This window comes from Salmonella sp. 32070601201500089SM, assembly GCF_017573605.1.
Lineage (GTDB): Bacteria > Pseudomonadota > Gammaproteobacteria > Enterobacterales > Enterobacteriaceae > Salmonella > Salmonella enterica.
The window spans coordinates 133125-159841 of the sequence record NZ_JAGETK010000001.1; the positions used below are offsets into that span (position 1 = coordinate 133125).

17 protein-coding genes and 1 pseudogene are annotated in these 26717 nt (G+C 51.8%); 13 read left to right on the forward strand and 5 right to left on the reverse strand.

The features are described 5' to 3' along the window. The first annotated feature begins 127 nt into the window (after positions 1 to 127). The 9 genes from ftsK to J4728_RS00675 all read left to right on the forward strand — a co-directional run bounded on the left by ftsK (position 128) and on the right by J4728_RS00675 (position 15147). Positions 128 to 4177 carry a DNA translocase FtsK gene (gene ftsK / locus J4728_RS00635; protein WP_208210899.1) on the forward strand — a complete coding sequence of 1350 codons (4050 nt, stop codon included), beginning with the start codon at positions 128 to 130 and terminating at the stop codon, positions 4175 to 4177. 142 nt (positions 4178 to 4319) lie between these two features. Next, entirely contained in the window at positions 4320 to 4931 is a 612-nt protein-coding gene (gene lolA, locus J4728_RS00640; RefSeq protein ID WP_001519746.1) for an outer membrane lipoprotein chaperone LolA, read from the forward strand. A 9-nt stretch (positions 4932 to 4940) separates the two neighbouring features. Continuing rightward, positions 4941 to 6284 (forward strand): replication-associated recombination protein RarA, encoded by a 1344-nt coding sequence (gene rarA, locus J4728_RS00645; protein ID WP_208210904.1) that lies wholly within the window; start codon positions 4941 to 4943, stop codon positions 6282 to 6284. 258 nt (positions 6285 to 6542) lie between these two features. Further along, positions 6543 to 7835, forward strand: coding sequence for a serine--tRNA ligase (gene serS, locus J4728_RS00650; RefSeq protein WP_000886697.1), 1293 nt, complete (start codon positions 6543 to 6545; stop codon positions 7833 to 7835). Positions 7836 to 8072: 237 nt separating this feature from the next. Then, positions 8073 to 10517 (forward strand): dimethylsulfoxide reductase subunit A, encoded by a 2445-nt coding sequence (gene dmsA / locus J4728_RS00655; protein WP_208210906.1) that lies wholly within the window; start codon positions 8073 to 8075, stop codon positions 10515 to 10517. Between the two features lie 10 nt (positions 10518 to 10527). Next, the gene (gene dmsB / locus J4728_RS00660) at positions 10528 to 11145 is read left to right on the forward strand and encodes a dimethylsulfoxide reductase iron-sulfur subunit DmsB (RefSeq protein ID WP_000213069.1); all 618 of its coding nucleotides are present in this window, start codon (positions 10528 to 10530) and stop codon (positions 11143 to 11145) included. A 1-nt stretch (position 11146) separates the two neighbouring features. Then, entirely contained in the window at positions 11147 to 12010 is an 864-nt protein-coding gene (locus tag J4728_RS00665) for a dimethyl sulfoxide reductase anchor subunit family protein (RefSeq protein WP_000534715.1), read from the forward strand. A 349-nt stretch (positions 12011 to 12359) separates the two neighbouring features. Next, positions 12360 to 13508 (forward strand): MFS transporter, encoded by a 1149-nt coding sequence (locus tag J4728_RS00670; protein WP_000109264.1) that lies wholly within the window; start codon positions 12360 to 12362, stop codon positions 13506 to 13508. A 217-nt stretch (positions 13509 to 13725) separates the two neighbouring features. Continuing rightward, a complete protein-coding gene (locus J4728_RS00675; protein ID WP_001134268.1) occupies positions 13726 to 15147 on the forward strand; it encodes an APC family permease in 1422 nt (473 codons plus the stop codon). A gap of 292 nt (positions 15148 to 15439) precedes the next feature. Here J4728_RS00675 and pflA read toward each other — a convergent pair whose 3' ends face one another. Next, on the reverse strand, positions 15440 to 16237 hold the full coding sequence (pflA, locus tag J4728_RS00680; RefSeq protein ID WP_000067928.1) for a pyruvate formate lyase 1-activating protein: 798 nt from the start codon (positions 16235 to 16237) through the stop codon (positions 15440 to 15442). A gap of 118 nt (positions 16238 to 16355) precedes the next feature. Then, positions 16356 to 16693: pseudogene (locus J4728_RS23765) on the reverse strand (cytoplasmic protein). 130 nt (positions 16694 to 16823) lie between these two features. On the opposite strand from J4728_RS23765, the gene sopD2 reads away from it, so the two are divergent. Further along, positions 16824 to 17783 carry an SPI-2 type III secretion system effector SopD2 gene (sopD2, locus tag J4728_RS00685; RefSeq protein WP_208210907.1) on the forward strand — a complete coding sequence of 320 codons (960 nt, stop codon included), beginning with the start codon at positions 16824 to 16826 and terminating at the stop codon, positions 17781 to 17783. 75 nt (positions 17784 to 17858) lie between these two features. On the opposite strand, the gene pflB is transcribed toward sopD2, so the two are convergent. From pflB to ycaO, 3 genes are all read right to left on the reverse strand, one after another. Further along, complete coding sequence (pflB, locus tag J4728_RS00690; RefSeq protein WP_001292799.1) at positions 17859 to 20141, reverse strand: formate C-acetyltransferase; 2283 nt, start codon at positions 20139 to 20141, stop codon at positions 17859 to 17861. A gap of 59 nt (positions 20142 to 20200) precedes the next feature. Continuing rightward, positions 20201 to 21058 (reverse strand): formate transporter FocA, encoded by an 858-nt coding sequence (gene focA / locus J4728_RS00695; RefSeq protein ID WP_000642539.1) that lies wholly within the window; start codon positions 21056 to 21058, stop codon positions 20201 to 20203. A 404-nt stretch (positions 21059 to 21462) separates the two neighbouring features. Then, positions 21463 to 23223 carry a 30S ribosomal protein S12 methylthiotransferase accessory factor YcaO gene (ycaO, locus tag J4728_RS00700; RefSeq protein ID WP_001748319.1) on the reverse strand — a complete coding sequence of 587 codons (1761 nt, stop codon included), beginning with the start codon at positions 23221 to 23223 and terminating at the stop codon, positions 21463 to 21465. 136 nt (positions 23224 to 23359) lie between these two features. Here ycaO and J4728_RS00705 point away from each other — a divergent pair, with 136 nt between their 5' ends. The 3 genes from J4728_RS00705 to aroA all read left to right on the forward strand — a co-directional run bounded on the left by J4728_RS00705 (position 23360) and on the right by aroA (position 26680). Continuing rightward, a complete protein-coding gene (locus tag J4728_RS00705) occupies positions 23360 to 24052 on the forward strand; it encodes a DUF421 domain-containing protein (RefSeq protein WP_000642867.1) in 693 nt (230 codons plus the stop codon). Positions 24053 to 24237: 185 nt separating this feature from the next. After that, positions 24238 to 25326 (forward strand): 3-phosphoserine/phosphohydroxythreonine transaminase, encoded by a 1089-nt coding sequence (serC, locus tag J4728_RS00710; RefSeq protein WP_000079591.1) that lies wholly within the window; start codon positions 24238 to 24240, stop codon positions 25324 to 25326. Between the two features lie 70 nt (positions 25327 to 25396). After that, positions 25397 to 26680 carry a 3-phosphoshikimate 1-carboxyvinyltransferase gene (gene aroA, locus J4728_RS00715; RefSeq protein ID WP_208210909.1) on the forward strand — a complete coding sequence of 428 codons (1284 nt, stop codon included), beginning with the start codon at positions 25397 to 25399 and terminating at the stop codon, positions 26678 to 26680. Positions 26681 to 26717: the final 37 nt, after the last annotated feature.

Genomic DNA, 26717 nt, shown 5'->3' on the forward strand with positions numbered 1-26717 from the left:
CAGGTGCAAAATCGCTGTAGTTTGATTACACTCCTGTTAATCCATACAGCAACAGTGCCGGGGCAACCCGGTGCTGTTGTTCGTTTTAGCATCGGGCGGGAAAAGCCTGGAACCTGGAGAGCCTTTTTTGAGCCAGGAATATACTGAAGACAAAGACGTCACATTGACGAAGTTAAGCAGCGGGCGCCGACTTCTGGAAGCGTTGTTGATACTTATTGCCCTTTTTGCCGTCTGGTTGATGGCGGCCTTGTTGAGCTTTAACCCTTCGGACCCCAGTTGGTCGCAAACCGCCTGGCATGAACCCATCCATAATTTAGGCGGCGCGCCGGGCGCGTGGCTGGCCGATACACTGTTCTTTATTTTTGGCGTAATGGCCTACACTATCCCTGTCATTATTGTCGGCGGGTGCTGGTTTGCGTGGCGTCATCAGTCTACGGATGATTACATCGACTATTTTGCTGTGTCGCTACGCCTTATCGGCGTGCTGGCGCTGATTCTCACTTCCTGCGGTCTGGCGGCCATTAATGCCGACGATATCTGGTATTTCGCCTCCGGCGGCGTAATTGGTAGCCTGTTAAGCACCACGCTGCAGCCGTTGTTGCATAGTAGCGGCGGAACGATAATGCTTCTCTGTATTTGGGCTGCCGGGCTGACGCTCTTTACCGGCTGGTCCTGGGTCAGTATCGCCGAAAAATTAGGCGGCTGGCTGCTTAATATACTGACCTTCGCCAGCAACCGTACCCGGCGTGATGATACGTGGGTTGACGACGAAGAGTATGATGACGAATACGATGAAGAAACCGACGGCGTGCAGCGTGAATCTCGCCGGGCGCGTATTTTGCGCGGCGCGTTGGCGCGTCGTAAGCGACTGGCTGAAAAATTCAGCAATCCACGGGGCCGTCAGACCGATGCCGCGCTCTTTTCCGGCAAACGGATGGATGATGACGAGGACATTCAGTATAGCGCGCGCGGCGTCGCTGCCGATCCCGACGACGTTCTGTTTTCGGGCAACCGTGCGACGCAGCCGGAATATGATGAATATGATCCGCTGTTAAACGGCCATTCTGTCACCGAACCGGTCGCCGCCGCTGCGGCTGCAACTGCCGTCACCCAGACGTGGGCAGCGTCCGCCGATCCCATAATGCAAACGCCGCCCATGCCTGGGGCTGAGCCGGTTGTCGCGCAACCGACCGTGGAGTGGCAGCCCGTACCGGGGCCGCAAACCGGCGAACCGGTTATCGCGCCTGCGCCGGAGGGGTATCAGCCGCATCCGCAATATGCTCAACCGCAGGAGGCGCAAAGTGCGCCGTGGCAGCAACCTGTGCCTGTCGCTTCCGCGCCGCAATACGCCGCGACGCCAGCGACCGCAGCAGAATATGACTCTCTTGCGCCGCAGGAAACACAGCCGCAATGGCAGCCGGAGCCGACCCATCAGCCGACGCCGGTTTATCAGCCGGAGCCGATAGCGGCTGAACCTTCCCACATGCCGCCGCCGGTTATCGAACAGCCGGTTACCACCGAGCCTGAACCTGACACAGAAGAGACCAGACCCGCCCGTCCTCCGCTTTACTATTTTGAAGAGGTGGAAGAGAAACGCGCCCGTGAGCGTGAACAATTGGCGGCATGGTATCAACCGATTCCGGAGCCGGTAAAAGAGAACGTGCCGGTCAAACCTACGGTATCTGTCGCGCCGTCCATACCGCCAGTGGAAGCGGTAGCCGCCGCCGCGTCGCTTGACGCAGGTATTAAGAGTGGAGCCCTGGCAGCAGGCGCCGCGGCCGCGGCGCCTGCATTTGGTCTGGCTACCGGCGGCGCGCCGCGTCCGCAGGTGAAAGAGGGAATTGGTCCACAACTGCCGCGTCCGAACCGCGTTCGCGTGCCGACCCGACGGGAACTGGCATCGTACGGTATTAAGCTGCCGTCACAGAGGATTGCAGAAGAAAAAGCCCGCGAGGCGGAGCGCAATCAGTACGAGACGGGCGCGCAGCTAACCGATGAAGAAATAGATGCAATGCATCAGGACGAGTTAGCCCGTCAGTTCGCGCAGTCGCAGCAGCATCGTTATGGTGAGACGTATCAGCACGATACTCAACAGGCAGAAGATGACGATACCGCTGCGGAAGCTGAATTAGCCCGCCAGTTTGCCGCTTCGCAACAGCAGCGCTATTCCGGCGAGCAACCCGCTGGCGCGCAGCCGTTCTCACTGGACGATCTGGATTTCTCGCCAATGAAAGTATTGGTTGATGAAGGTCCGCACGAACCGCTGTTCACGCCGGGTGTCATGCCCGAGTCAACGCCTGTTCAGCAACCGGTAGCGCCGCAACCGCAGTATCAGCAGCCGCAGCAGCCGGTAGCGCCTCAGCCGCAGTATCAGCAGCCGCAACAGCCGGTAGCGCCGCAGCCGCAGTATCAGCAGCCGCAACAGCCGGTAGCGCCGCAGCCGCAGTATCAACAGCCGCAGCAGCCGGTAGCGCCGCAGCCACAGTATCAGCAGCCGCAGCAGTCGGTAGCGCCTCAGCCGCAGTATCAGCAGCCGCAGCAACCGACAGCGCCGCAGCCGCAGTATCAGCAGCCGCAACAGCCGGTAGCGCCGCAGCCGCAGTATCAGCAGCCGCAGCAACCGACAGCGCCGCAAGACAGCCTGATCCACCCGCTGTTGATGCGTAACGGCGACAGTCGTCCATTACAGCGTCCGACGACGCCGCTGCCTTCGTTAGATCTTTTGACGCCGCCGCCGAGCGAAGTTGAACCGGTAGATACCTTTGCGCTGGAACAAATGGCGCGTCTGGTTGAAGCGCGCCTGGCGGATTTCCGCATTAAAGCTGATGTGGTGAACTATTCGCCAGGCCCGGTCATTACTCGTTTTGAACTGAATCTGGCCCCGGGCGTTAAAGCAGCGCGTATCTCCAACCTTTCCCGGGATCTGGCGCGCTCATTGTCAACGGTAGCCGTACGCGTTGTGGAAGTCATTCCAGGCAAACCTTACGTAGGGTTGGAATTGCCGAACAAGAAACGGCAAACCGTTTATCTGCGCGAAGTGTTGGATAACGCCAAATTCCGCGAGAATCCGTCGCCGCTTACCGTGGTGTTAGGTAAGGATATCGCGGGCGATCCGGTAGTGGCGGATCTGGCGAAAATGCCTCACCTGCTGGTGGCCGGTACGACCGGTTCCGGTAAGTCGGTCGGGGTTAACGCCATGATCCTCAGTATGCTGTATAAAGCGCAGCCGGAAGACGTTCGCTTTATCATGATCGACCCGAAAATGTTAGAACTTTCGGTCTATGAAGGTATACCGCATCTGCTGACGGAAGTTGTTACCGACATGAAAGACGCGGCTAACGCGTTACGCTGGAGCGTCAATGAGATGGAGCGTCGCTATAAGCTGATGTCCGCGCTCGGCGTGCGTAATCTGGCTGGGTATAACGAGAAAATCGCCGAAGCGGCCCGCATGGGGCGTCCGATTCCGGACCCGTACTGGAAGCCGGGCGACAGTATGGATGTTGAGCATCCGGTTCTGGAAAAACTGCCGTATATCGTGGTACTGGTTGATGAATTTGCCGACCTGATGATGACCGTCGGTAAAAAAGTTGAAGAGCTGATCGCGCGTCTGGCGCAGAAAGCGCGCGCCGCGGGGATTCACCTGGTACTGGCGACGCAGCGTCCGTCGGTCGATGTGATTACTGGTTTAATTAAAGCCAACATTCCAACCCGTATCGCTTTTACCGTATCCAGTAAGATCGACTCCCGCACCATTCTTGATCAGGGTGGCGCTGAGTCGCTATTGGGAATGGGGGACATGCTCTATTCCGGACCAAACTCCACCATGCCGGTACGTGTCCATGGGGCGTTTGTGCGTGACCAGGAAGTCCATGCGGTGGTGCAGGACTGGAAAGCGCGCGGTCGTCCGCAATATGTGGATGGCATTACCTCCGACAGCGAAAGCGAAGGTGGCGGTGGCGGTTTTGACGGCGGCGAAGAATTAGATGCGCTATTCGATCAGGCCGTTAATTTCGTCACCCAGAAGCGTAAAGCGTCCATTTCCGGCGTTCAGCGTCAGTTCCGCATCGGCTATAACCGTGCGGCGCGTATTATCGAACAGATGGAAGCGCAGGGTATTGTCAGCGCTCAGGGGCATAACGGTAATCGTGAAGTGCTGGCTCCGCCGCCTTTTGAGTAAACCTGTAAGCCGGATGGCGCTGTGCAGGCTGCCATCCGGCAACAAAATTCAGTATTTTCTTCTTTCCTCATGCTGATTTTTGGCCTGGAATAGAAAGCAAAAGGAGCTCCTGGTCGGGAGTGTCGAAACCTGAGGAATAATGATGAAAAAAATGGCAATCGCCTGTGCATTACTTTCAAGCGTTGTAGCCAGCAGCGTATGGGCTGACGCCGCCAGCTCTCTGAAAAGCCGTCTGGATAAAGTGAGCAGCTTTCATGCCACCTTTACTCAAAAAGTCACCGATGGCAGCGGTGCCGCGGTGCAGGAGGGACAGGGTGATTTATGGGTTAAGCGGCCAAATCTATTCAACTGGCATATGACGCAACCTGACGAGAGTATTCTGGTTTCTGACGGCAAAACGTTATGGTTCTATAACCCGTTTGTAGAACAGGCTACCGCCACGTGGTTGAAAGATGCCACCGGAAATACACCGTTTATGCTGATTGCCCGCAACCAGGCCAGCGACTGGCAGCAGTATAATATTAAGCAGGATGGCGATAATTTTGTGCTGACGCCGAAAGCCAGCAACGGCAATCTGAAACAGTTCACCATCAATGTGGGACGCGACGGGACTATCCACCAGTTTAGCGCCGTAGAACAAGACGATCAGCGTAGCGCCTATCAGCTAAAATCCCAGCAAAACGGCGCTGTTGATCCGTCAAAATTTACGTTTACTCCGCCGCAAGGGGTAACGATAGACGACCAACGTAAGTAGAGGCGATGAGTGAGCAATCTGTCGCTCGATTTTTCTGATAATACGTTTCAACCGCTGGCCGCGCGAATGCGGCCGGAAAATTTAGCGCAGTATATCGGCCAGCAGCATTTGCTGGCCGCAGGTAAGCCGTTGCCTCGCGCTATTGAGGCCGGGCATCTGCACTCCATGATTTTATGGGGGCCGCCAGGGACGGGGAAAACCACGCTCGCTGAAGTGATCGCCCGCTACGCCAGCGCCGATGTCGAGCGTATTTCCGCCGTCACTTCTGGGGTAAAAGAGATTCGCGAAGCTATCGAGCGCGCCCGCCAGAATCGTAATGCCGGTCGCCGTACCATCCTGTTTGTCGATGAAGTGCATCGCTTTAACAAAAGCCAGCAGGACGCCTTTTTACCGCATATCGAAGATGGCACTATCACCTTTATCGGCGCGACCACGGAAAATCCCTCTTTTGAGCTGAACTCAGCGCTCTTGTCGCGAGCGCGGGTCTATCTGCTGAAATCGTTGACCACTGACGATATTGAGCAAGTACTGGACCAGGCGATGCAGGACAAAACGCGTGGTTACGGCGATCAGGATATCGTGTTACCGGATGAGACACGGCGAGCGATTGCTGAGCTGGTCAATGGCGACGCGCGGCGCGCCTTAAATACGCTGGAAATGATGGCTGATATGGCGGAGGCGGATGACAGCGGCAAACGCGTTTTATTGCCCGCCTTGTTGACCGAGATCGCCGGCGAGCGCTGCGCGCGTTTTGATAACAAAGGCGATCGCTTCTACGATCTTATTTCCGCCTTACATAAATCAGTGCGCGGCAGCGCGCCGGATGCCGCCCTCTATTGGTATGCCCGTATCATTACCGCGGGAGGCGATCCGCTGTACGTGGCGCGTCGCTGCCTGGCGATTGCCTCGGAAGATGTGGGTAATGCCGATCCGCGCGCGATGCAGGTCGCCATTGCCGCATGGGATTGTTTCACCCGCGTCGGCCCGGCTGAAGGCGAAAGGGCGATCGCGCAGGCTATCGTTTATCTCGCCTGCGCGCCGAAGAGCAACGCCGTCTATACCGCCTTTAAGGCTGCGCTGGCCGACGCGCGCGAACGTCCTGATTATGACGTTCCTGTCCATCTGCGTAATGCGCCAACCAAACTGATGAAAGAGATGGGCTATGGCCAGGAATACCGCTATGCCCACGATGAGCCCAATGCCTATGCTGCGGGTGAAGTGTACTTCCCGCCGGAAATCGCGCAAACGCGCTATTATCATCCGACAAATCGTGGTCTGGAAGGTAAGATTGGCGAAAAGCTCGCCTGGCTGGCTGAACAGGATCAAAATAGCCCCACAAAACGCTACCGCTAGTGTAAACGTTGCGGTAAGGTTATCTCTAAATATGATGCTCCAGGTATCATGGCGTTGATGATGAACCTCGTTATGCCTGATAGCACGTTGCTTATGAGATCCGCGGGTATAGCGCAATGGATGCGTTGTTGCTGTCGTCGGTCAGGTAAGGCGAAAACGTCGCTATTACGTAAACGCGGTTTACGTTCATCAATACAATCAGAGGCGATCATCAATTGATCGCGTTTCCTTTTATTATTCGATAAGCACAGGATAAGCATGCTCGATCCCAATCTGCTGCGTAATGAGCCAGACGCAGTCGCTGAAAAACTGGCACGCCGGGGCTTTAAGCTGGATGTAGATAAGCTGCGCGCTCTTGAAGAGCGTCGTAAAGTTTTGCAGGTCAACACGGAAAACCTGCAGGCGGAGCGTAATTCTCGATCGAAATCCATCGGCCAGGCGAAAGCGCGCGGGGAAGATATTGAGCCTTTACGCCTGGAAGTGAATAAACTGGGCGAAGAGCTGGATGCGGCGAAAGCCGAGCTGGATACCTTGCTGGCGGAGATCCGCGATATCGCGCTGACCATCCCAAACCTGCCTGCGGATGAAGTGCCGGTAGGTAAAGATGAAAACGACAACGTTGAAGTCAGCCGCTGGGGTACCCCGCGTGAGTTTGATTTTGAAATCCGCGATCACGTCACCTTAGGGGAAATGCACTCCGGCCTCGACTTTGCCGCCGCGGTTAAGCTGACCGGCTCCCGTTTTGTGGTGATGAAAGGACAGATTGCGCGTATGCATCGCGCATTGTCGCAGTTCATGTTGGATCTGCATACGGAACAGCACGGCTATAGCGAAAACTACGTGCCGTATCTGGTTAACCACGACACGCTGTATGGCACCGGTCAACTGCCGAAATTCGCAGGCGACTTGTTCCATACCCGTCCGCTGGAAGAAGAAGCAGACAGCAGCAACTATGCTTTGATCCCGACGGCGGAGGTTCCGCTGACCAATCTGGTACGCGATGAAATCATCGACGAAGATCAGCTGCCGATTAAAATGACGGCGCATACGCCTTGTTTCCGTTCTGAAGCAGGTTCTTATGGTCGTGATACCCGTGGCCTGATTCGTATGCATCAGTTTGACAAAGTGGAAATGGTGCAGATCGTTCGCCCGGAAGATTCTATGGCTGCGTTGGAAGAGATGACCGGCCACGCGGAAAAAGTGCTCCAGCTACTGGGACTGCCGTACCGTAAAATCATTCTGTGCACTGGCGATATGGGCTTCGGCGCCTGCAAAACCTATGACCTCGAAGTCTGGGTTCCGGCGCAGAATACCTACCGCGAGATCTCTTCCTGCTCTAACGTCTGGGACTTCCAGGCGCGTCGTATGCAGGCGCGCTGTCGCAGCAAGTCCGACAAAAAGACCCGTCTGGTCCATACCCTTAATGGTTCTGGTCTGGCGGTAGGTCGTACCTTGGTGGCCGTGATGGAAAACTATCAGCAGGCTGATGGCCGCATTGAAGTGCCGGAAGTATTACGTCCGTACATGAACGGACTGGAATATATCGGCTAATCCTCGCTTTCTCCTCTTCTAAAAAGCGCCTTCGGGCGCTTTTTTTATGCCAGTTTGATACCGGACAATAATCCCTACCCTATTAGGGGTAATACTGATTTCGAATGAAGGTCAGTTTTTAACACTATTTTTCTACTTTTTCGATATATATCAGACTTTATAGCGATGCTATCGCTATATAAAATTCTATACATCGTTTTATTGTTTTTTTTATTGTGAGCAGCAGAGTGAGCCCTTATGAAAACTAAGATCCCTGATGCCGTGCTGGCAGCCGAGGTGAGCCGTCGTGGTTTAGTCAAAACCACCGCGATAGGCGGCCTGGCGATGGCCAGTAGCGCATTTACCCTGCCATTTACCCGCATCGCTAACGCCGCAGAGGCGATAAGCCCGACGAAAACCGGCGAGAAAGTCGTCTGGAGCGCCTGTACGGTAAACTGTGGCAGCCGTTGTCCGCTACGTATGCATGTTGTGGATGGCGAAATCAAATATGTAGAAACGGATAATACCGGAAACGATGATTACGATGGCCTGCACCAGGTTCGCGCCTGCCTGCGCGGTCGTTCTATGCGTCGTCGCGTCTATAACCCGGATCGGCTCAAGTATCCGATGAAGCGCGTCGGCGCGCGCGGCGAAGGTAAATTTGAGCGTATTAGCTGGGACGAAGCCTACGATATCATTGCCACCAATATGCAGCGTCTTATCAAAGAGTATGGCAACGAGTCCATTTATCTGAACTATGGCACGGGTACGCTGGGCGGCACTTTGACACGTTCATGGCCGCCAGGAAAAACGCTGGTCGCTCGTCTGATGAACTGCTGCGGCGGTTATCTTAACCACTACGGTGATTACTCTTCCGCGCAAATCGCAGCGGGTCTGAACTACACCTATGGCGGCTGGGCGGATGGCAATAGTCCATCCGACATTGAAAACAGTAAGCTGGTGGTGTTGTTTGGTAATAACCCTGGCGAAACCCGCATGAGCGGGGGCGGTGTAACCTATTACCTTGAACAGGCGCGGCAGAAATCAAACGCGCGGATGATCATTATCGATCCTCGTTACACCGACACCGGCGCCGGTCGCGAAGATGAGTGGATTCCGATTCGTCCAGGTACCGATGCGGCGCTGGTCAATGGTCTGGCATATGTCTTAATCACCGAGAACATGGTCGATCAGCCGTTCCTGGATAAATATTGCGTTGGTTATGACGAAAAAACCTTGCCTGCCAGCGCGCCGAAAAACGGTCACTACAAAGCCTATATTCTGGGCCAGGGTAAAGACGGTATCGCGAAGACGCCGGAGTGGGCGGCGCAAATTACCGGTATCCCGGCGGATCGCATTATTAAGCTGGCGCGAGAAATCGGCAGCGCTAAACCCGCCTATATTTGCCAGGGATGGGGACCACAACGTCATGCTAATGGAGAAATCGCCACGCGCGCCATCTCGATGCTGGCGATCCTGATGGGTAATGTTGGGATTAACGGAGGTAACAGCGGCGCGCGCGAAGGGTCTTATGCCCTGCCATTTGAACGTATGCCCACGTTAGAAAACCCGGTTGAAACCAGCATCTCCATGTTTATGTGGACCGATGCCATTGAACGCGGCCCGGAAATGACGGCGCTGCGTGATGGCGTGCGGGGGAAAGATAAGCTGGACGTGCCGATTAAAATGATCTGGAACTATGCTGGCAACTGTTTGATTAACCAGCACTCTGAGATTAACCGCACCCACGAAATCCTGCAGGATGACAAGAAATGCGAAATGATCGTCGTTATCGACTGTCATATGACCTCGTCGGCAAAATACGCCGATATTCTGTTGCCGGATTGCACTGCTTCTGAGCAGATGGACTTTGCGCTGGATGCCTCCTGCGGGAACATGTCTTACGTTATCTTCACTGACCAGGCAATTAAACCGCGCTTCGAGTGTAAGACGATTTATGAGATGACCAGCGAACTGGCGAAACGTCTTGGCGTGGAGCAACAGTTTACCGAAGGACGGACGCAAGAAGAGTGGATGCGTCATCTGTACGAACAGTCGCGTAAATCCATTCCGAATCTGCCCACCTTTGAGGAGTTCCGTAAGCAAGGCATCTTCAAACAGCGCGACCCCGAAGGCCACCATGTCGCCTATAAAGACTTCCGCGAAGATCCGCAAGCGAATCCACTTACAACGCCATCGGGCAAGATTGAAATCTATTCACAGGCGTTGGCGGATATCGCCGCTACCTGGGAGCTGCCGGAAGGCGACGTGATCGATCCATTACCGATCTACACGCCAGGTTTTGAAAACTATAACGATCCGCTAACGGATAAATTCCCGCTGCAGTTGACGGGTTTCCACTATAAAGCGCGTGTGCATTCCACTTATGGCAACGTAGACGTACTGAAAGCCGCCTGTCGCCAGGAAATGTGGATTAACCCAATGGATGCGCAGAAACGCGGTATCAACAATGGCGATAAAGTCCGCATCTTCAACGATCGCGGCGAAGTTCATATCGAGGCTAAAGTGACGCCGCGCATGATGCCGGGTGTGGTCGCCCTGGGAGAAGGCGCATGGTATGACCCGGATGCAAAACGCGTGGATCAGGGCGGATGTATTAACGTACTGACGACCCAACGTCCTTCTCCGCTGGCGAAGGGGAACCCGTCACATACGAACCTCGTTCAGGTTGAAAAGGCGTAAGGAGTAACCGATGACAACCCAGTATGGATTTTTTATTGATTCCAGCCGTTGCACCGGTTGCAAAACCTGCGAACTGGCCTGCAAGGACTACAAAGATTTGACCCCGGATGTCAGCTTCCGCCGCATTTATGAGTATGCGGGTGGCGACTGGCAGGAAGATAACGGCGTCTGGCACCAGAACGTCTTTGCCTACTATCTCTCCATTTCATGCAACCACTGCGAAGACCCGGCCTGTACCAAAGTCTGCCCGAGCGGCGCGATGCACAAGCGCGATGACGGTTTTGTGGTGGTGAATGAAGAGGTCTGTATCGGCTGCCGCTACTGCCACATGGCCTGCCCTTACGGCGCGCCGCAGTACAACGCGGCCAAAGGTCATATGACCAAGTGCGACGGCTGTTATGACCGGGTGGCGGAAGGCAAGAAACCGATTTGCGTGGAATCCTGCCCGCTGCGGGCGCTGGATTTTGGCCCGATAGACGAACTGCGCAAAAAACACGGTGAGCTGGCTGCCGTCGCGCCGTTGCCGCGCGCGCATTTCACGAAGCCGAATATTGTGATTAAACCCAACGCCAACAGCCGCCCGACCGGGGACACCACCGGTTATCTGGCTAATCCGAAGGAGGTATAAGATGGGAAGTGGATGGCATGAATGGCCGTTGATGATCTTCACGGTCTTTGGTCAGTGCGTGGTCGGTGGTTTTATTGTTCTGGCTTTGGCGCTGATGAAGGGCGACCTGCGCGCGGAAACGCAGCAGCGGGTGATCGCCTGTATGTTTGGTCTGTGGGTGCTGATGGGGATTGGCTTTATCGCCTCGATGCTGCATCTGGGCTCGCCGATGCGCGCGTTTAACTCGCTTAACCGCGTAGGTGCTTCCGCACTGAGCAATGAAATTGCCAGCGGCTCGGTGTTTTTTGCGGTCGGCGGGATTGGCTGGCTGCTGGCGGTACTGAAAAAGCTGCCGCCGGCACTGCGCACACTCTGGCTGATTATCACGATGGTACTGGGCGTCGTCTTCGTCTGGATGATGGTACGCGTCTATAACAGCATCGATACAGTACCGACCTGGTATAGCGTCTGGACGCCGCTGGGCTTCTTCCTGACGCTCTTTATGGGTGGCCCGCTACTGGGTTATCTGCTGCTGCGCATCGCGGGCGTGAACGGTTGGGCGATGCGTTTGTTGCCTGCGGTTTCGGTGCTGGCGCTGGTGGTTATTGCCATTATGGTGGCCATGCAGGGCGCGGAACTGGCGACGATTCATAGTTCCATTCAGCAGGCGTCTGCTCTGGTGCCGGATTATGGTTCGCTGATGGCCTGGCGTATGGTGCTGCTTGCGGCGGCGTTGTGCTGCTGGATTGTGCCACAGTTAAAAGGGTATCAACCTGCGGTACCGTTGCTCTCTGTCGCCTTCATTCTGATGCTGGCGGGGGAATTGATTGGCCGCGGCGTATTCTATGGGCTGCATATGACCGTGGGCATGGCGGTAGCCAGCTAACGCGTTGACGCGCATTCGGCCTGCAGAACGTGCAGGCCGAATTCGCCTTTAGCCGCCATCAATCTAAGGAATATAACCGGGGCGGAGAAGGCGCATATAAATCTATAGAGAAGAAAACGAAGCTAAAGGAACCATGAAATTTTTCGACTGAACAAAACGCCGATTTTGCAGGTCAGATCAATAAAAACAAGGGGATGAATTTTTAGCCTTTCAATATATTCACGTGCATAATAAGTAAATCAAATCGATAGTCTCAAAACTTGCGGATCGCCCATGCGGAGCCGATTGACAATGTTTTTGGCGATGGCATGATGCGCATGAAATTTGAACTTCCTCACGGTTTTTATTCATGTCCACCTATACCCGTCCCGTCATGCTTTTGCTGTGCGGGCTACTTTTGTTGACTCTGGCCATTGCGGTACTGAATACGCTTGTGCCGCTGTGGCTTGCTCAGGCAAACCTTCCGACCTGGCAGGTGGGGATGGTCAGCTCGTCTTATTTTACCGGCAATCTGGTCGGGACGTTATTTACCGGGTATTTAATTAAACGCATTGGGTTTAACCATAGCTATTATCTTGCCTCGCTGATCTTCGCCGCGGGTTGTGTCGGGTTGGGGGTGATGGTGGGGTTCTGGAGCTGGATGAGCTGGCGTTTTATTGCCGGCATCGGCTGCGCCATGATTTGGGTGGTTGTCGAAAGCGCGTTGATGTGCAGCGGAACCTCGCATAATCGCGGGCGCCTGCTGGCTGCCTATATGATGGTCTATTACATGGGGACCTTCCTTGGACAATTATTGGTCAGTAAAGTATCTGGTGAATTGCTGCACGTCCTTCCCTGGGTGACCGGAATGATTCTGGCGGGAATTCTGCCGCTACTCTTTACCCGAATTGTAAATCAGCAAACGCAGGCACGTCATTCCTCTTCTATTAGCGCCATGCTGAAGCTACGCCAGGCGCGTCTTGGCGTGAATGGTTGTATTATTTCCGGCATTGTTCTTGGTTCATTATATGGCCTGATGCCGTTATATCTGAAGCATCAGGGGATGGCTAACGCCAGCATCGGTTTCTGGATGGCGGTGCTGGTGAGCGCCGGCATTTTGGGGCAATGGCCAATGGGACGTCTGGCGGACAAATTTGGTCGCTTGCTGGTGTTACGCGTACAGGTATTCGTTGTCATACTCGGTAGTATTGCCATGTTAACCCAGGCGGCGATGGCGCCAGCTCTGTTTATTCTGGGGGCGGCGGGTTTTACGCTTTATCCCGTTGCAATGGCCTGGGCCTGTGAAAAAGTCGAACACCACCAGCTTGTGGCAATGAACCAGGCGCTGTTGTTAAGTTATACGGTAGGGAGCCTGTTGGGGCCGTCTTTTGCTGCGATGTTAATGCAGAATTATTCAGATAATCTGCTGTTTATTATGATCGCCAGCGTATCGTTTATTTATCTGCTGATGCTGTTACGTAACGCCGGCCAGACGCCTAATCCTGTCGCCCACATCTAACTGTTCTCTGAATCGTATGCAGGACGTGAGTCTTGCATACTCTTTGTTTATGTTTTACGTAAAATAATTGACCTGCATAATTTTCTTGCTTTACTGAAAAATAAAATGTGCCGAAGGTTATAATTTTGCGCTCCTCTATTTTCTCTCTTCGTCTTTACCGCGCATAATCCCCCGCTTCATTTATAGTAATAGCATTGTGTTCACGAAGGATCGCGTTATGCCGAATGTGCAGGAAAAACAGTTGCGATGGTACAACATCGCCCTGATGTCGTTTATTACCGTTTGGGGATTCGGCAATGTTGTCAATAACTATGCTAACCAGGGGTTAGTGGTTGTCTTCTCCTGGGTGTTTATTTTTGCGCTCTATTTCATTCCTTATGCCTTAATCGTGGGGCAACTGGGCTCAACCTTCAAAGAGGGAAAAGGGGGCGTCAGTACCTGGATTAAGCATACGATGGGGCCGGGGTTGGCTTACCTTGCGGCATGGACCTATTGGGTCGTGCATATTCCCTACCTGGCGCAAAAGCCGCAGGCGATACTCATTGCATTGGGATGGGCTTTAAAAGGCGACGGCTCGTTGATAAAAGAATATACCGTCGTTGCCTTGCAGGGGCTGACGCTGGCATTGTTTGTTTTCTTTATGTGGGTTGCTTCCAGGGGGATGAAATCGCTAAAGGTTGTTGGGTCTGTGGCCGGGATTGCCATGTTTATCATGTCAATTTTATATGTTGTGATGGCAGTGACCGCGCCAGCAATTACAAACGTTGAAATTGCGACCACTAACATCACCTGGCAGTCATTTATTCCTCATATCGATTTTACCTATATCACCACCATCTCTATGTTGGTCTTTGCGGTTGGTGGGGCAGAGAAGATCTCGCCTTATGTCAACCAGACGCGGAATCCAGGAAAAGAATTTCCGAAGGGGATGCTCTTTTTAGCCGTCATGGTTGCGGTCTGCGCTATCCTCGGTTCGTTGGCGATGGGAATGATGTTTGATTCCCGGCATATACCTGACGATTTAATGACCAATGGGCAATATTATGCATTCCAGAAATTGGGTGAGTATTACCATATGGGTAATTCATTAATGGTGATTTATGCCATTGCCAATACTCTGGGGCAAATCGCCGCGCTGGTGTTTTCTATTGATGCGCCACTGAAAGTTTTACTGGGTGATGCAGACACTAAATATATCCCGCAGCGCTTATGTCGTACTAACGCTTCAGGTACGCCTGTTAACGGTTATTTGCTGACATTAGTGTTGGTCGCTATCTTGATTATGTTGCCAACGCTTGGCATCGGCGATATGAACAACCTGTACAAATGGCTGCTTAATCTCAATTCAGTCGTTATGCCGCTGCGCTATCTGTGGGTATTTGTCGCCTTTATTGCCGTCATTCGACTGGCGCAAAAGTACAAACCCGAATATGTGTTTATTCGCAACCGGGCGTTGGCGTTAACTGTGGGAATATGGTGTTTTGCCTTCACCGCGTTTGCCTGCCTTACCGGTATTTTCCCCAAAATGGAGGCGTTCACGCCGGAGTGGACATTCCAGCTGACGTTGAACATCGTGACGCCTTTTGTCCTGGTCGGGTTGGGATTAATTTTCCCACTGCTGGCGCGTAGAAACACATAACGACGCTCTTTTCCACGGCGCTCCTGTCAGGCGAGCGCCTTTTAAGGTTACAGGTGCCTGGGTTCCAGGCGGAGACCACGGTATTAACAGGCGCCGGGGGCAGCAATAGTTGTCAGACCTTCAACCCAGCAGCAGATAAGCGACTCTGTATTTAATACCTGGTTAGCGCAATATTGTTAACCATGCCTGTCTGATGGCGGGGTCGGGTATTTTAGCGGTAAGAGCGTTATCCAGACAGCAAAACGGCTACCGTCATGGGTAGCCGTTTAAAAGCGGGTAAGATAGCAGGCGATTAATACATCACTTTATGACCATACTGCTCAAGAATACCCTTTACACGCTCCATGGTCTCTTTTTTAGGCGGCTTCACGCCATCCAGTTTATATTCTTCGCCCATTGCCACCCATTTATGTTTGCCCAGCTCATGATAGGGCAACAGTTCGATTTTTTCGACATTACCCATATCGCGGGTAAACTCGCCCAGGCGATGCGCGGAATCATCGTCGTCAGACCAGCCGGGAACGACAACGTAACGGATCCAGACCTTCACATTTTTCTTTGATAAATACTGCGCGAATTCCAGCGTCCGGTGATTAGAGACACCGACCAGATTCTGGTGGATCTCATCATTCATCTGCTTGAGATCGAGCATCACCAGATCGGTAACGTCCAACAGTTCATCAATCACCGGGTCATAACGGCGCACAAAGCCGTTGGTGTCGAGACAGGTGTGGATACCTTCTTTTTTACAGGCGCGAAACCAGTCGCGTACAAATTCTGCCTGCAAAATGGCCTCGCCGCCGGATGCCGTCACGCCGCCGCCAGAAGCATTCATAAAATGCCGATAGGTCACCACCTCTTTCATTAAGTCTTCAACGGTGATTTCTTTACCGCCATGCGTATCCCATGTGTCGCGGTTATGGCAATACAGGCAGCGCATCAGGCAGCCCTGAAAAAAGGTAATAAAGCGGATGCCTGGGCCATCAACGGTGCCACAGGACTCAAAGGAGTGAATGCGACCAATAACCGGCTTTTTATCAGCAGTTACTGCAACACTTTCATTTGTAATACAATCGGTTAAGTTACTCATATCGCTTCGGCTAGCTCTAAATAACATGGGGTTTATGGACACATTCCGGGCATGTTGAGCACCCTGGTAAGGGGGTTGCATCCTGTAAAAAAGCGGTACTGCGAGCGTAAATTTTGGACTACAGAATGTGTGGCTGTTCCAGAATGTGCTGCAATGGAGCTATTTTACCTCTATTCAGTATAAAATATACGGCAAATCTATGCTGCATAACTCGCACCGCCAGAAATTCTGGCTCATTCATCAGCCCGGTACCTCTGTTTAACGCCCAAACCGCAATACATACTGCAAGTGTATCATCCATAGCGTCCTGGTTTTGCTGTTTATGATCCGCCTCTTTTTTCGAATGGTTGGCGCCGTTTTGTTGTGGTCAGAACGAAAATAATTCTCAACATAATTCAGATGTGTCCAAAGAACGTTATGCGCTGTCCAGCGCCTGGCGTCGCATTCAACGCGCAATCAGGTGTAAATCTGATGTCATTTCTAAACCCAGGCTGATTCAATCTCTTAAATAGAGTGTGGTTTTAATCAAAAAATGAGAGCAACGGATTGGATCTTGCTTTCGCGGTAAATAATCAAGGGAGTTATTATGCCAGTTACGTTAAGTTTTGGTAATCGTCATAACTATGAAATTAATCATTCACGGCTAGCCCGTTTGATGAGTCCTGATAAAGAAGAAGCGCTATACATGGGGGTATGGGATAGATTTAAGGACTGCTTCAGAACACACAAAAAACAAGAGGTGCTGGAGGTATTATATACACTCATCCATGGATGTGAACGTGAAAATCAAGCTGAACTTAATGTTGATATAACCGGCATGGAGAAGATACATGCCTTTACACAATTAAAACAATATGCTAATCCATCTCAACAAGACCGCTTTGTTATGCGTTTTGATATGAATCAGACACAAGTTTTATTTGAGATTGATGGCAAGGTTATTGATAAATGTAATTTGCATCGTCTCCTCAATGTTTCAGAAAACTGTATTTTTAAAGTGATGGAAGAAGATGAAGAAGAGTTGTTTCTTAAAATATGTATTAAGTATGGAGAAAAAATTTCTCGCTATCCAGAATTATTAGAAGGATTTGCTAATAAACTTAAAGATGCAGTTAATGAGGATGATGACGTTAAGGATGAACTTTATAAGCTTATGCGATCTGGAGAAGATCGAAAAATGGAATGTGTTGAATGGAATGGTACTCTTACTGAAGAGGAGAAGAATAAACTACGCTGTCTTCAAATGGGGTCTTTTAATATTACTACCCAATTTTTTAAAATAGGTTACTGGGAATTAGAGGGGGAAGTCCTGTTTGATATGGTTCATCCAACACTTAGCTATCTGCTACAAGCATATAAACCGTCATTGTCATCTGATTTAATAGAAACTAACACCATGCTGTTTTCTGATGTATTAAATAAGGATTATGATGATTATCAAAATAATAAAAGAGAAATTGATGCTATTCTAAGAAGAATATATAGATCACATAATAACACTTTATTTATAAGTGAAAAGTCGAGTTGTCGCAATATGCTTATATAAAAAGTCATTAAAAAGGCCCCACTGATATGGAGCCTTTTTTGTACGCTTTTTATGGCGTAATTTCAGTCAAACCCATTACATGGTCTGCGTGAAGGTACGAGTAATAACGTCCTGCTGCTGTTCTTTCGTCAGGGAGTTAAAACGTACTGCGTAACCAGATACACGGATGGTCAGCTGCGGATATTTTTCCGGATGTTCCATCGCGTCCAGCAGCATTTCACGGTTCATGACGTTGACGTTCAGGTGCTGACCGCCTTCGATGGACGCTTCGTGGTGGAAGTAACCATCCATCAGACCTGCCAGGTTAGTCTTACGAACTTCGTCGTCTTTACCCAGTGCGTTCGGAACGATAGAGAAGGTATAAGAAATACCATCTTTCGCGTAAGCAAATGGCAGTTTAGCAACGGAGGTCAGAGAAGCGACAGCGCCTTTCTGGTCACGACCGTGCATCGGGTTAGCACCTGGTCCGAACGGCGCGCCAGCGCGACGACCATCCGGGGTGTTACCGGTTTTCTTACCATACACAACGTTAGAAGTAATGGTCAGAACAGACTGCGTCGGGATAGCGCCACGGTAGGTGGTCAGTTTCTGAATTTTCTTCATGAAACGTTCTACCAAGTCAACCGCCATGTCATCTACACGAGCGTCGTTGTTACCAAACTGCGGGTATTCGCCTTCGATTTCGAAGTCGATAGCCAGACCATCTTCGTCACGAATCGGTTTAACTTTCGCATATTTGATGGCAGACAGGGAGTCAGCAGCAACGGACAGACCTGCGATACCACACGCCATGGTGCGGATAACGTCACGGTCGTGCAGCGCCATCAGAGAGGCTTCGTAGCTGTACTTGTCGTGCATGTAGTGGATAACGTTCAGCGCGGTGACATACTGTTTAGCCAGCCAGTCCATGAAGTGATCCATGCGGTCCATCACTTCGTCGAAGTTCAGAACATCGCCTTTGATCGGTTCGGATTTCGGACCAACCTGCATTTTCAGTTTTTCATCAACGCCGCCGTTGATAGCGTACAGCATGGTTTTCGCCAGGTTTGCACGCGCGCCGAAGAACTGCATTTGTTTACCAACGATCATCGGGCTTACGCAGCATGCGATAGCGTAGTCATCGTTGTTGAAGTCCGGACGCATCAGGTCATCGTTCTCGTACTGCAGAGAAGAGGTGTCGATGGAGACTTTAGCGGCGAATTTCTTGAAGTTCAGCGGCAGTTTTTCAGACCACAGAACGGTGATGTTCGGCTCCGGAGACGGCCCCATGGTGTACAGGGTGTTCAGGAAACGGAAGCTGTTTTTGGTGACCAGAGTACGGCCATCAACGCCCATACCGCCGATAGATTCGGTTGCCCAAATCGGGTCGCCGGAGAACAGTTCATCATATTCAGGAGTACGCAGGAAGCGAACCATACGCAGTTTCATGACCAGGTGGTCAATCATTTCCTGTGCGTCTTGCTCGGTGATTTTGCCTGCTTTCAGGTCACGTTCGATGTACGCATCCAGGAAGGTGGATACACGACCGAAGGACATTGCTGCGCCGTTCTGAGATTTAACCGCAGCCAGGTAACCGAAGTAAGTCCACTGGATTGCTTCCTGAGCGTTAGTCGCCGGACCAGAGATATCGCAGCCGTATTTAGCTGCCATTTCTTTGATCTGACCCAGAGCGCGGTGCTGTTCAGCGATTTCTTCACGCAGACGGATAGTCGCTTCCAGATTTACGCCGTTTTCCAGATCGGATTGCAGAGACGTAAACTGTGCGAATTTGTCTTTCATCAGGTAGTCGATACCGTACAGCGCTACGCGACGGTAGTCACCGATGATACGGCCACGGCCATACGCATCCGGCAGACCGGTCAGAACGCCGGATTTACGGCAACGCAGGATGTCCGGAGTATAAACGTCGAACACGCCCTGGTTGTGAGTCTTACGGTATTCGGTGAAGATTTTTTTGATCATTGGGTCCAGCTCGCGATTGTACGCTTTGCAGGAACCTTCAACCATTTTGATGCCGCCGAACGGGATAATCGCACGCTTCAGCGGAGCTTCAGTCTGCAGACCAACAATTTTCTCAAGCGCTTTGTTGATGTAGCCAGCGTCGTGAGAAGTGATGGTGGAAGCAACGGAGGTGTCAAAGTCAACAGGCGCGTGAGTGCGGTTTTCCTGTTTAACGCCTTCCATTACGCTGTCCCACAGCTTGGTGGTCGCGTCAGTAGCGCCAGCCAGGAAGGACTCGTCACCCTCATACGGAGTGTAGTTTTTCTGAATGAAGTCACGGACGTTTACTTCATTCTGCCAGTCACCTTTGGTAAAACCTTCCCAGGCTGTGGCTAACTTTTCATTAAGCTCGGACATGTAACACCTACCTTCTTAAGTGGATTTTTTATTTACTGCGTGTAATGGGCATCAACAGATTAATGATGCTCGTTACCACGCAGGTAAATGACCCAGTATGTCAACCCGACCAACAAACCGCCGCCGATAATATTACCGATCGTGACCGGAATCAGGTTATCAGTGATGAAGCTCATCACGGTCAGGTGAGAAAAACTTTCCGGAGACGAACCAACCGCGGTCCAAAACTCCGGTGTAGCAAAATCGCGTATTACAATACCCATAGGAATCATAAACATGTTTGCGATACTGTGCTCAAAACCGCTGGCGACAAACATGGCGACGGGCAGTACCATGATGAACGCTTTGTCCATCAGGCTACGACCTGAGTAGCTCATCCACACGGCCAGACAAACCATCAGGTTCGCCAGAATACCGAGGCAGACAGCTTCAATAAAAGTGTGGTGCATTTTGTGGTCGGCGGTTTGCAGGACGTTAAGTCCCCATTGACCGTTGGCAGTCATATACTCGCCGGAAAGCCACATCAGTAACACGAAAAGCAGAGCGCCAATCAGGTTACCAAAATAGACGTTTAACCAGTTTTTAGCCAGTTGCCCCCAGGTGATGCGACCGCTAGCTTTAGCTACAACGATCAGAACAGTAGAGGTAAAGAGATCAGCGCCGCAAATAACACAGAGAATCAGTCCCAAAGAGAAACAGATACCCCCGATAAGTTTCGCCATGCCATAAGGCATCGCGCCAGTACCGGTTGTCGCAGTAATATAAAAAACAAAGGCAATTGAAATGAATACGCCGGCGGTAATCGCCAGATAGAAAGTCTTAAGCGGATGTTTCGTTGCTTTATAGACGCCTGCTTCTTCAGCCACTTTGGCCATTGCTGCAGGGAGTAAAAGGTCAAAAGGGTTGTCAGCTTTCACACTAACTCTCTCTTTATTAAGTCGGCGACGAGATACTAACAAAGCATTATAGATGAGAATTTGATATAGATCATATCTCGCCTGGCTTATAGGCCCGTAAGTCGCATGGCTTTTATGCAATTGCGGTGTAACTTTTTGATTATCCTAATAAAAATAAATTTTAAAAATTATAAATAGAGTTGAATTTTTTCCTGACTCCTCCTGCTGCACGGTTAATTAATATGGAGTAATCAACAAATAAAGTAACATCACTATGTCAATTAATTTAATATCAACAACCAATATTTAACCTTGTTATTACATTTTTCGCCGTTTAGCGAAAATAAATAAAACGGGGCCGCAAAGGCGCCCCGTAATATAACGCAGCCGAGAGGGTAAACCTACCCTAAGTCACTCATATGGCCTTATTTTGACCAGTATGCCGCTTTCGCGCGCTGTAATTTATCATACGCTTTTAACAAGGACTGATGCGCCGGGAACGCTTGTAGATCGTGGTCGACAGCCGGTAGTCCATAAAAAGCCGCTTCACCGCTAAGCGCGGCGCTGGCGGCCTCTACAGCCTCTGCGCCATACATTTTTATAAAAGCATTGAGATATTGCAGTGGCTGACGCGCATCTTCTTGCGACAGGAGCAGCAGAGTTTGCAGGCAACGGTAATAGTTTGCGCGTGCCGGACTAAAGACCGACGAATTGAACTCCATCGTCCATTCTGTCCAGATTAGCGCCTGCTCCAAATCGCCGCCCGCTAACGCTAACATTGCTTTTAATTCGCCGACGCGCAGTGTATACCAACCATTGTCCGCTCCGGTCGCCAGACCCAACAGTTCACGCACGCGGGTGAAATCGTCAAAACCTTCTTCATCCAATTGTTCAATCAGATTGAGATAATCTTCTTTATTCCAGGCGCTACCGGGCAGCGAAAGCAGAGTCTCACGAAGATGGCTACCCATATTGTTGTTGGCCAGCCACAGATCTTCGGCAGGATAAATATCAGACATTCCCGGTACGATAATACGACAGGCGTATACGCCGAGATGCTCGTAATCGGCAATGTAAACTTCTTTATCTTCAGCAGCAAAGATGGCCATCAGCGTGGCGAACTCTTCTTCGGTAGTGCCGGAAAAACTCCAGTCCGTGAACGGATAATCGGCGTCCTGTTTGAACAGATCCCAGGAAATCAGGCCGCTGGAGTCGATGAAGTGGGTCTCCAGATTAGTGTGCTCCGCGACTTCTTCATCATCGAACGTTGGTGGCGTGAAGACATCAAGATCTTTCAGACCGCGTCCCTGGAGTAGCTCGGTCACTGTACGCTCCAGCGCAACGCCAAAGTCAGGATGGGCGCCAAAAGAAGCAAAGCAGGTACCGTTAGCCGGGTTGAACAGCACGACGCAGATAACCGGATACTTACCGCCCAGCGAGCCGTCATAGGCGAAAATCGGGAAACCCTCGGCTTCCAGCGTGGCGATTGACTCCATTACCGCCGGATAACGCGCCATCACCTCTGCGGGAATCTCCGGCAGACTGATACTTTCCGCAATGATGCGATTTTTCACATAACGCTCGAAGACTTCCGACAGTCCCTGAACGCGGGCTTCATTACGCGTATTGCCGGCGGACATTCCGTTAGAGACGTACAGGTTGCCGATGATATTCATCGGAATATACACGGTCTGGTTATCGGACTGACGGGTAAATGGCAGGCCGCAGACGCCGCGAGCTTCATTGCCGGACTGAAGATCAATTAACTGGCTTCCGGTGAGTTCATGTTCCGGATCGTAAAACGCGCGCAGACGGGCATCAAGCAAGCCTTCCGGTACGTCGTCATTTTCAGTCAGCGGGAACCACTTTTCGTTCGGGTAATGCACGAATGGCCCATTGGCGACCGTTTCGCCCAGCCAGAAATCAGCAAAGAAGTAGTTGGTTGACAGACGCTCGAAGTATTCGCCCAGCGCCGAGGCCAGCGCCGCTTTTTTGGTCGCGCCTTTTCCGTTGGTAAAGCATAACGCGCACTCTTTATCGCGAATATGCACTGACCAGACGTTTGGCACCGGGTTCAGCCAGGAGGCCTCTTCGATGTGAAAGCCGAGGTCGAGTAACTTTTGCTGGAAGCGGGCGATGGAGTCTTCCAGCGCGGCGTCTTTGCCGGGAATAAATGTTTGCGTCATGAAAATCACTTTTGTCGTACGGAAAGCGCGCAATGATACGGGTTTTATGTGACGGGCGCTATCTCGCCGGGACATCGGCGGAAATAAAAGTATTGGCTATGCTTTTACACTGGCATTCACAGGAAGAGCATAAAAAATGAAAGCATTTGATTTGCAACGAATGGCGCTGGATAACGTGCCGGTAGCGTTTTTGGGGGAAGTGGCGCTGCGTAGCTTTTACACCTTTGTTCTGGTGTTTCTTTTCTTAAAGGTGACAGGACGACGCGGCGTACGGCAAATGTCGCTTTTTGAAGTGCTGATCATTTTGACATTGGGGTCGGCGGCAGGCGACGTCGCGTTTTATGATGACGTTCCGATGCTCCCTGTTCTGGTGGTATTCATCACCCTGGCGCTGCTCTATCGCCTGGTCATGTGGCTGATGGCGCATAGTGAAAAGTTGGAAGATCTGCTGGAAGGCAAGTCGGTGGTCATTGTTGAAGACGGCGAACTGGCGTGGGAAAAACTGCAGCGCTCGAACATGACGGAGTTTGAGTTTTTTATGGAGCTTCGCTTGAATGGCGTTGAGCAACTGGGGCAGGTCAGACTGGCCATCCTGGAGACAAACGGACAAATCAGCGTCTATTTCTTTGAAAATAAAGACGTTAAGCCGGGGTTAAGCATTCTTCCTGAGCACTGTACGCCACGCTTTATCGTGGCGCCGGAGGCTGGCGACTATGCCTGCGTACGTTGCAGTGAAGTGATACGCATGAATATCGGGGAAAAGCAATTATGTCCGCGCTGCGCAAATCCAGAATGGACGAAGGCAAGCCGGGCTAAACGCGTTGTTTAACAGCGAAAATATCGGATTTATACGGTTAATCCGGAAGATTCTGTTGTGTGACGCATGCCGCATTTTCTCCTCGCATTGTTTTACCCATTGCGGCGCGTGTCACTGAATGATAAAACCGATATTCACATGAATAACGTTTGCCTGATGTCTGTCAGGCAGGAAACAATGCAGCGTGGTGAGGGGAAATGGCTCAGGTCTTTAATTTTAGTTCAGGTCCGGCGATGCTACCGGCGGAAGTACTTAAACTGGCGCAACAGGAACTGCGTGACTGGCACGGTCTTGGTACGTCGGTAATGGAAATTAGCCATCGAGGCAAAGAGTTTATCCAGGTCGCTGAAGAGGCGGAGCAGGATTTTCGCGATCTCCTTAATATCCCCTCCAACTATAAAGTCTTATTTTGTCACGGCGGCGGTCGCGGGCAGTTTGCTGGCGTGCCGCTCAATCTGCTGGGCGATAAAACCACGGCGGATTATGTCGATGCTGGTTACTGGGCGGCGAGCGCCATCAAAGAAGCCAAAAAATACTGTGCGCCGCAGATTATCGACGCCAAAATCACCGTGGACGGCAAACGTGCCGTAAAACCGATGCGCGAGTGGCAGCTTTCCGATAATGCCGCTTATTTGCACTATTGCCCGAATGAGACCATTGACGGCATCGCCATCGATGAAACGCCGGATTTTGGCCCGGAGGTGGTCGTCACGGCGGACTTTTCTTCTACCATCCTGTCTGCGCCGCTGGACGTCTCTCGCTATGGCGTAATTTATGCTGGCGCGCAGAAGAATATCGGTCCGGCAGGACTGACGCTGGTTATCGTCCGGGAGGATCTGTTAGGCAAGGCGCATGAGAGCTGCCCGTCCATCCTCGACTACACCGTCCTGAATGATAACGACTCGATGTTTAATACGCCGCCGACTTTCGCCTGGTATCTTTCCGGTCTGGTGTTCAAATGGTTGAAAGCGCAGGGCGGCGTGGCGGCGATGCACAAAATCAATCAGCAAAAAGCGGAGTTGCTGTACGGTGTGATTGATAACAGCGATTTCTACCGTAACGATGTCGCACAGGCCAACCGTTCGCGGATGAATGTTCCGTTCCAGTTAGCGGACAATACGCTGGACAAGGTCTTTCTGGAAGAGTCTTTCGCCGCCGGTCTGCACGCCTTAAAAGGGCACCGTGTTGTTGGCGGTATGCGCGCCTCTATCTATAACGCCATGCCGATTGAAGGGGTAAAAGCGCTGACCGATTTCATGATCGATTTTGAGCGTCGCCACGGCTAATACGTTTCTTTTTTCATCCCCACGGCCAGTCTGTGGGGTTTTTATTTCTGTTTTTTGAGAGTTGAGTTTCATGGAATCCCTGACGTTACAACCCATCGCGCGGGTCGATGGCGCCATTAATTTACCTGGCTCCAAAAGTGTTTCAAACCGTGCTTTGCTCCTGGCGGCTTTAGCTTGTGGTAAAACCGTTCTGACGAATCTGCTGGATAGCGATGACGTCCGCCATATGCTCAATGCCTTGAGCGCGTTGGGGATCAATTACACCCTTTCTGCCGATCGCACCCGCTGTGATATCACGGGTAATGGCGGCGCATTACGCGCGTCAGGCGCTCTGGAACTGTTTCTCGGTAATGCCGGAACCGCGATGCGTCCGTTAGCGGCAGCGCTATGTCTGGGGCAAAATGAGATAGTGTTAACCGGCGAACCGCGTATGAAAGAGCGTCCGATAGGCCATCTGGTTGATTCGCTGCGTCAGGGCGGGGCGAATATTGATTACCTGGAGCAGGAAAATTATCCGCCCCTGCGTCTGCGCGGCGGTTTTATCGGCGGCGACATTGAGGTTGATGGTAGCGTTTCCAGCCAGTTCCTGACCGCTCTGCTGATGACGGCACCGCTGGCGCCTGAAGACACAATTATTCGCGTTAAAGGCGAACTGGTATCAAAACCTTACATCGATATCACGCTAAATTTAATGAAAACCTTTGGCGTGGAGATAGCGAACCATCACTACCAACAATTTGTCGTGAAGGGCGGTCAACAGTATCACTCTCCAGGTCGCTATCTGGTCGAGGGCGATGCCTCGTCAGGGTCCTATTTTCTCGCCGCCGGGGCGATAAAAGGCGGCACGGTAAAAGTGACCGGGATTGGCCGCAAAAGTATGCAGGGCGATATTCGTTTTGCCGATGTGCTGGAGAAAATGGGCGCGACCATTACCTGGGGCGATGATTTTATTGCCTGCACGCGCGGTGAATTGCACGCCATAGATATGGATATGAACCATATTCCGGATGCGGCGATGACGATTGCCACCACGGCGCTGTTTGCGAAAGGAACCACGACGTTGCGCAATATTTATAACTGGCGAGTGAAAGAAACCGATCGCCTGTTCGCGATGGCGACCGAGCTACGTAAAGTGGGCGCTGAAGTCGAAGAAGGGCACGACTATATTCGTATCACGCCGCCGGCGAAGCTCCAACACGCGGATATTGGCACGTACAACGACCACCGTATGGCGATGTGCTTCTCACTGGTCGCACTGTCCGATACGCCAGTTACGATCCTGGACCCTAAATGTACCGCAAAAACGTTCCCTGATTATTTCGAACAACTGGCGCGAATGAGTACGCCTGCCTAAGTCTTCTGTTGCGCCAGTCGACGGGCTGGCGCGCCGA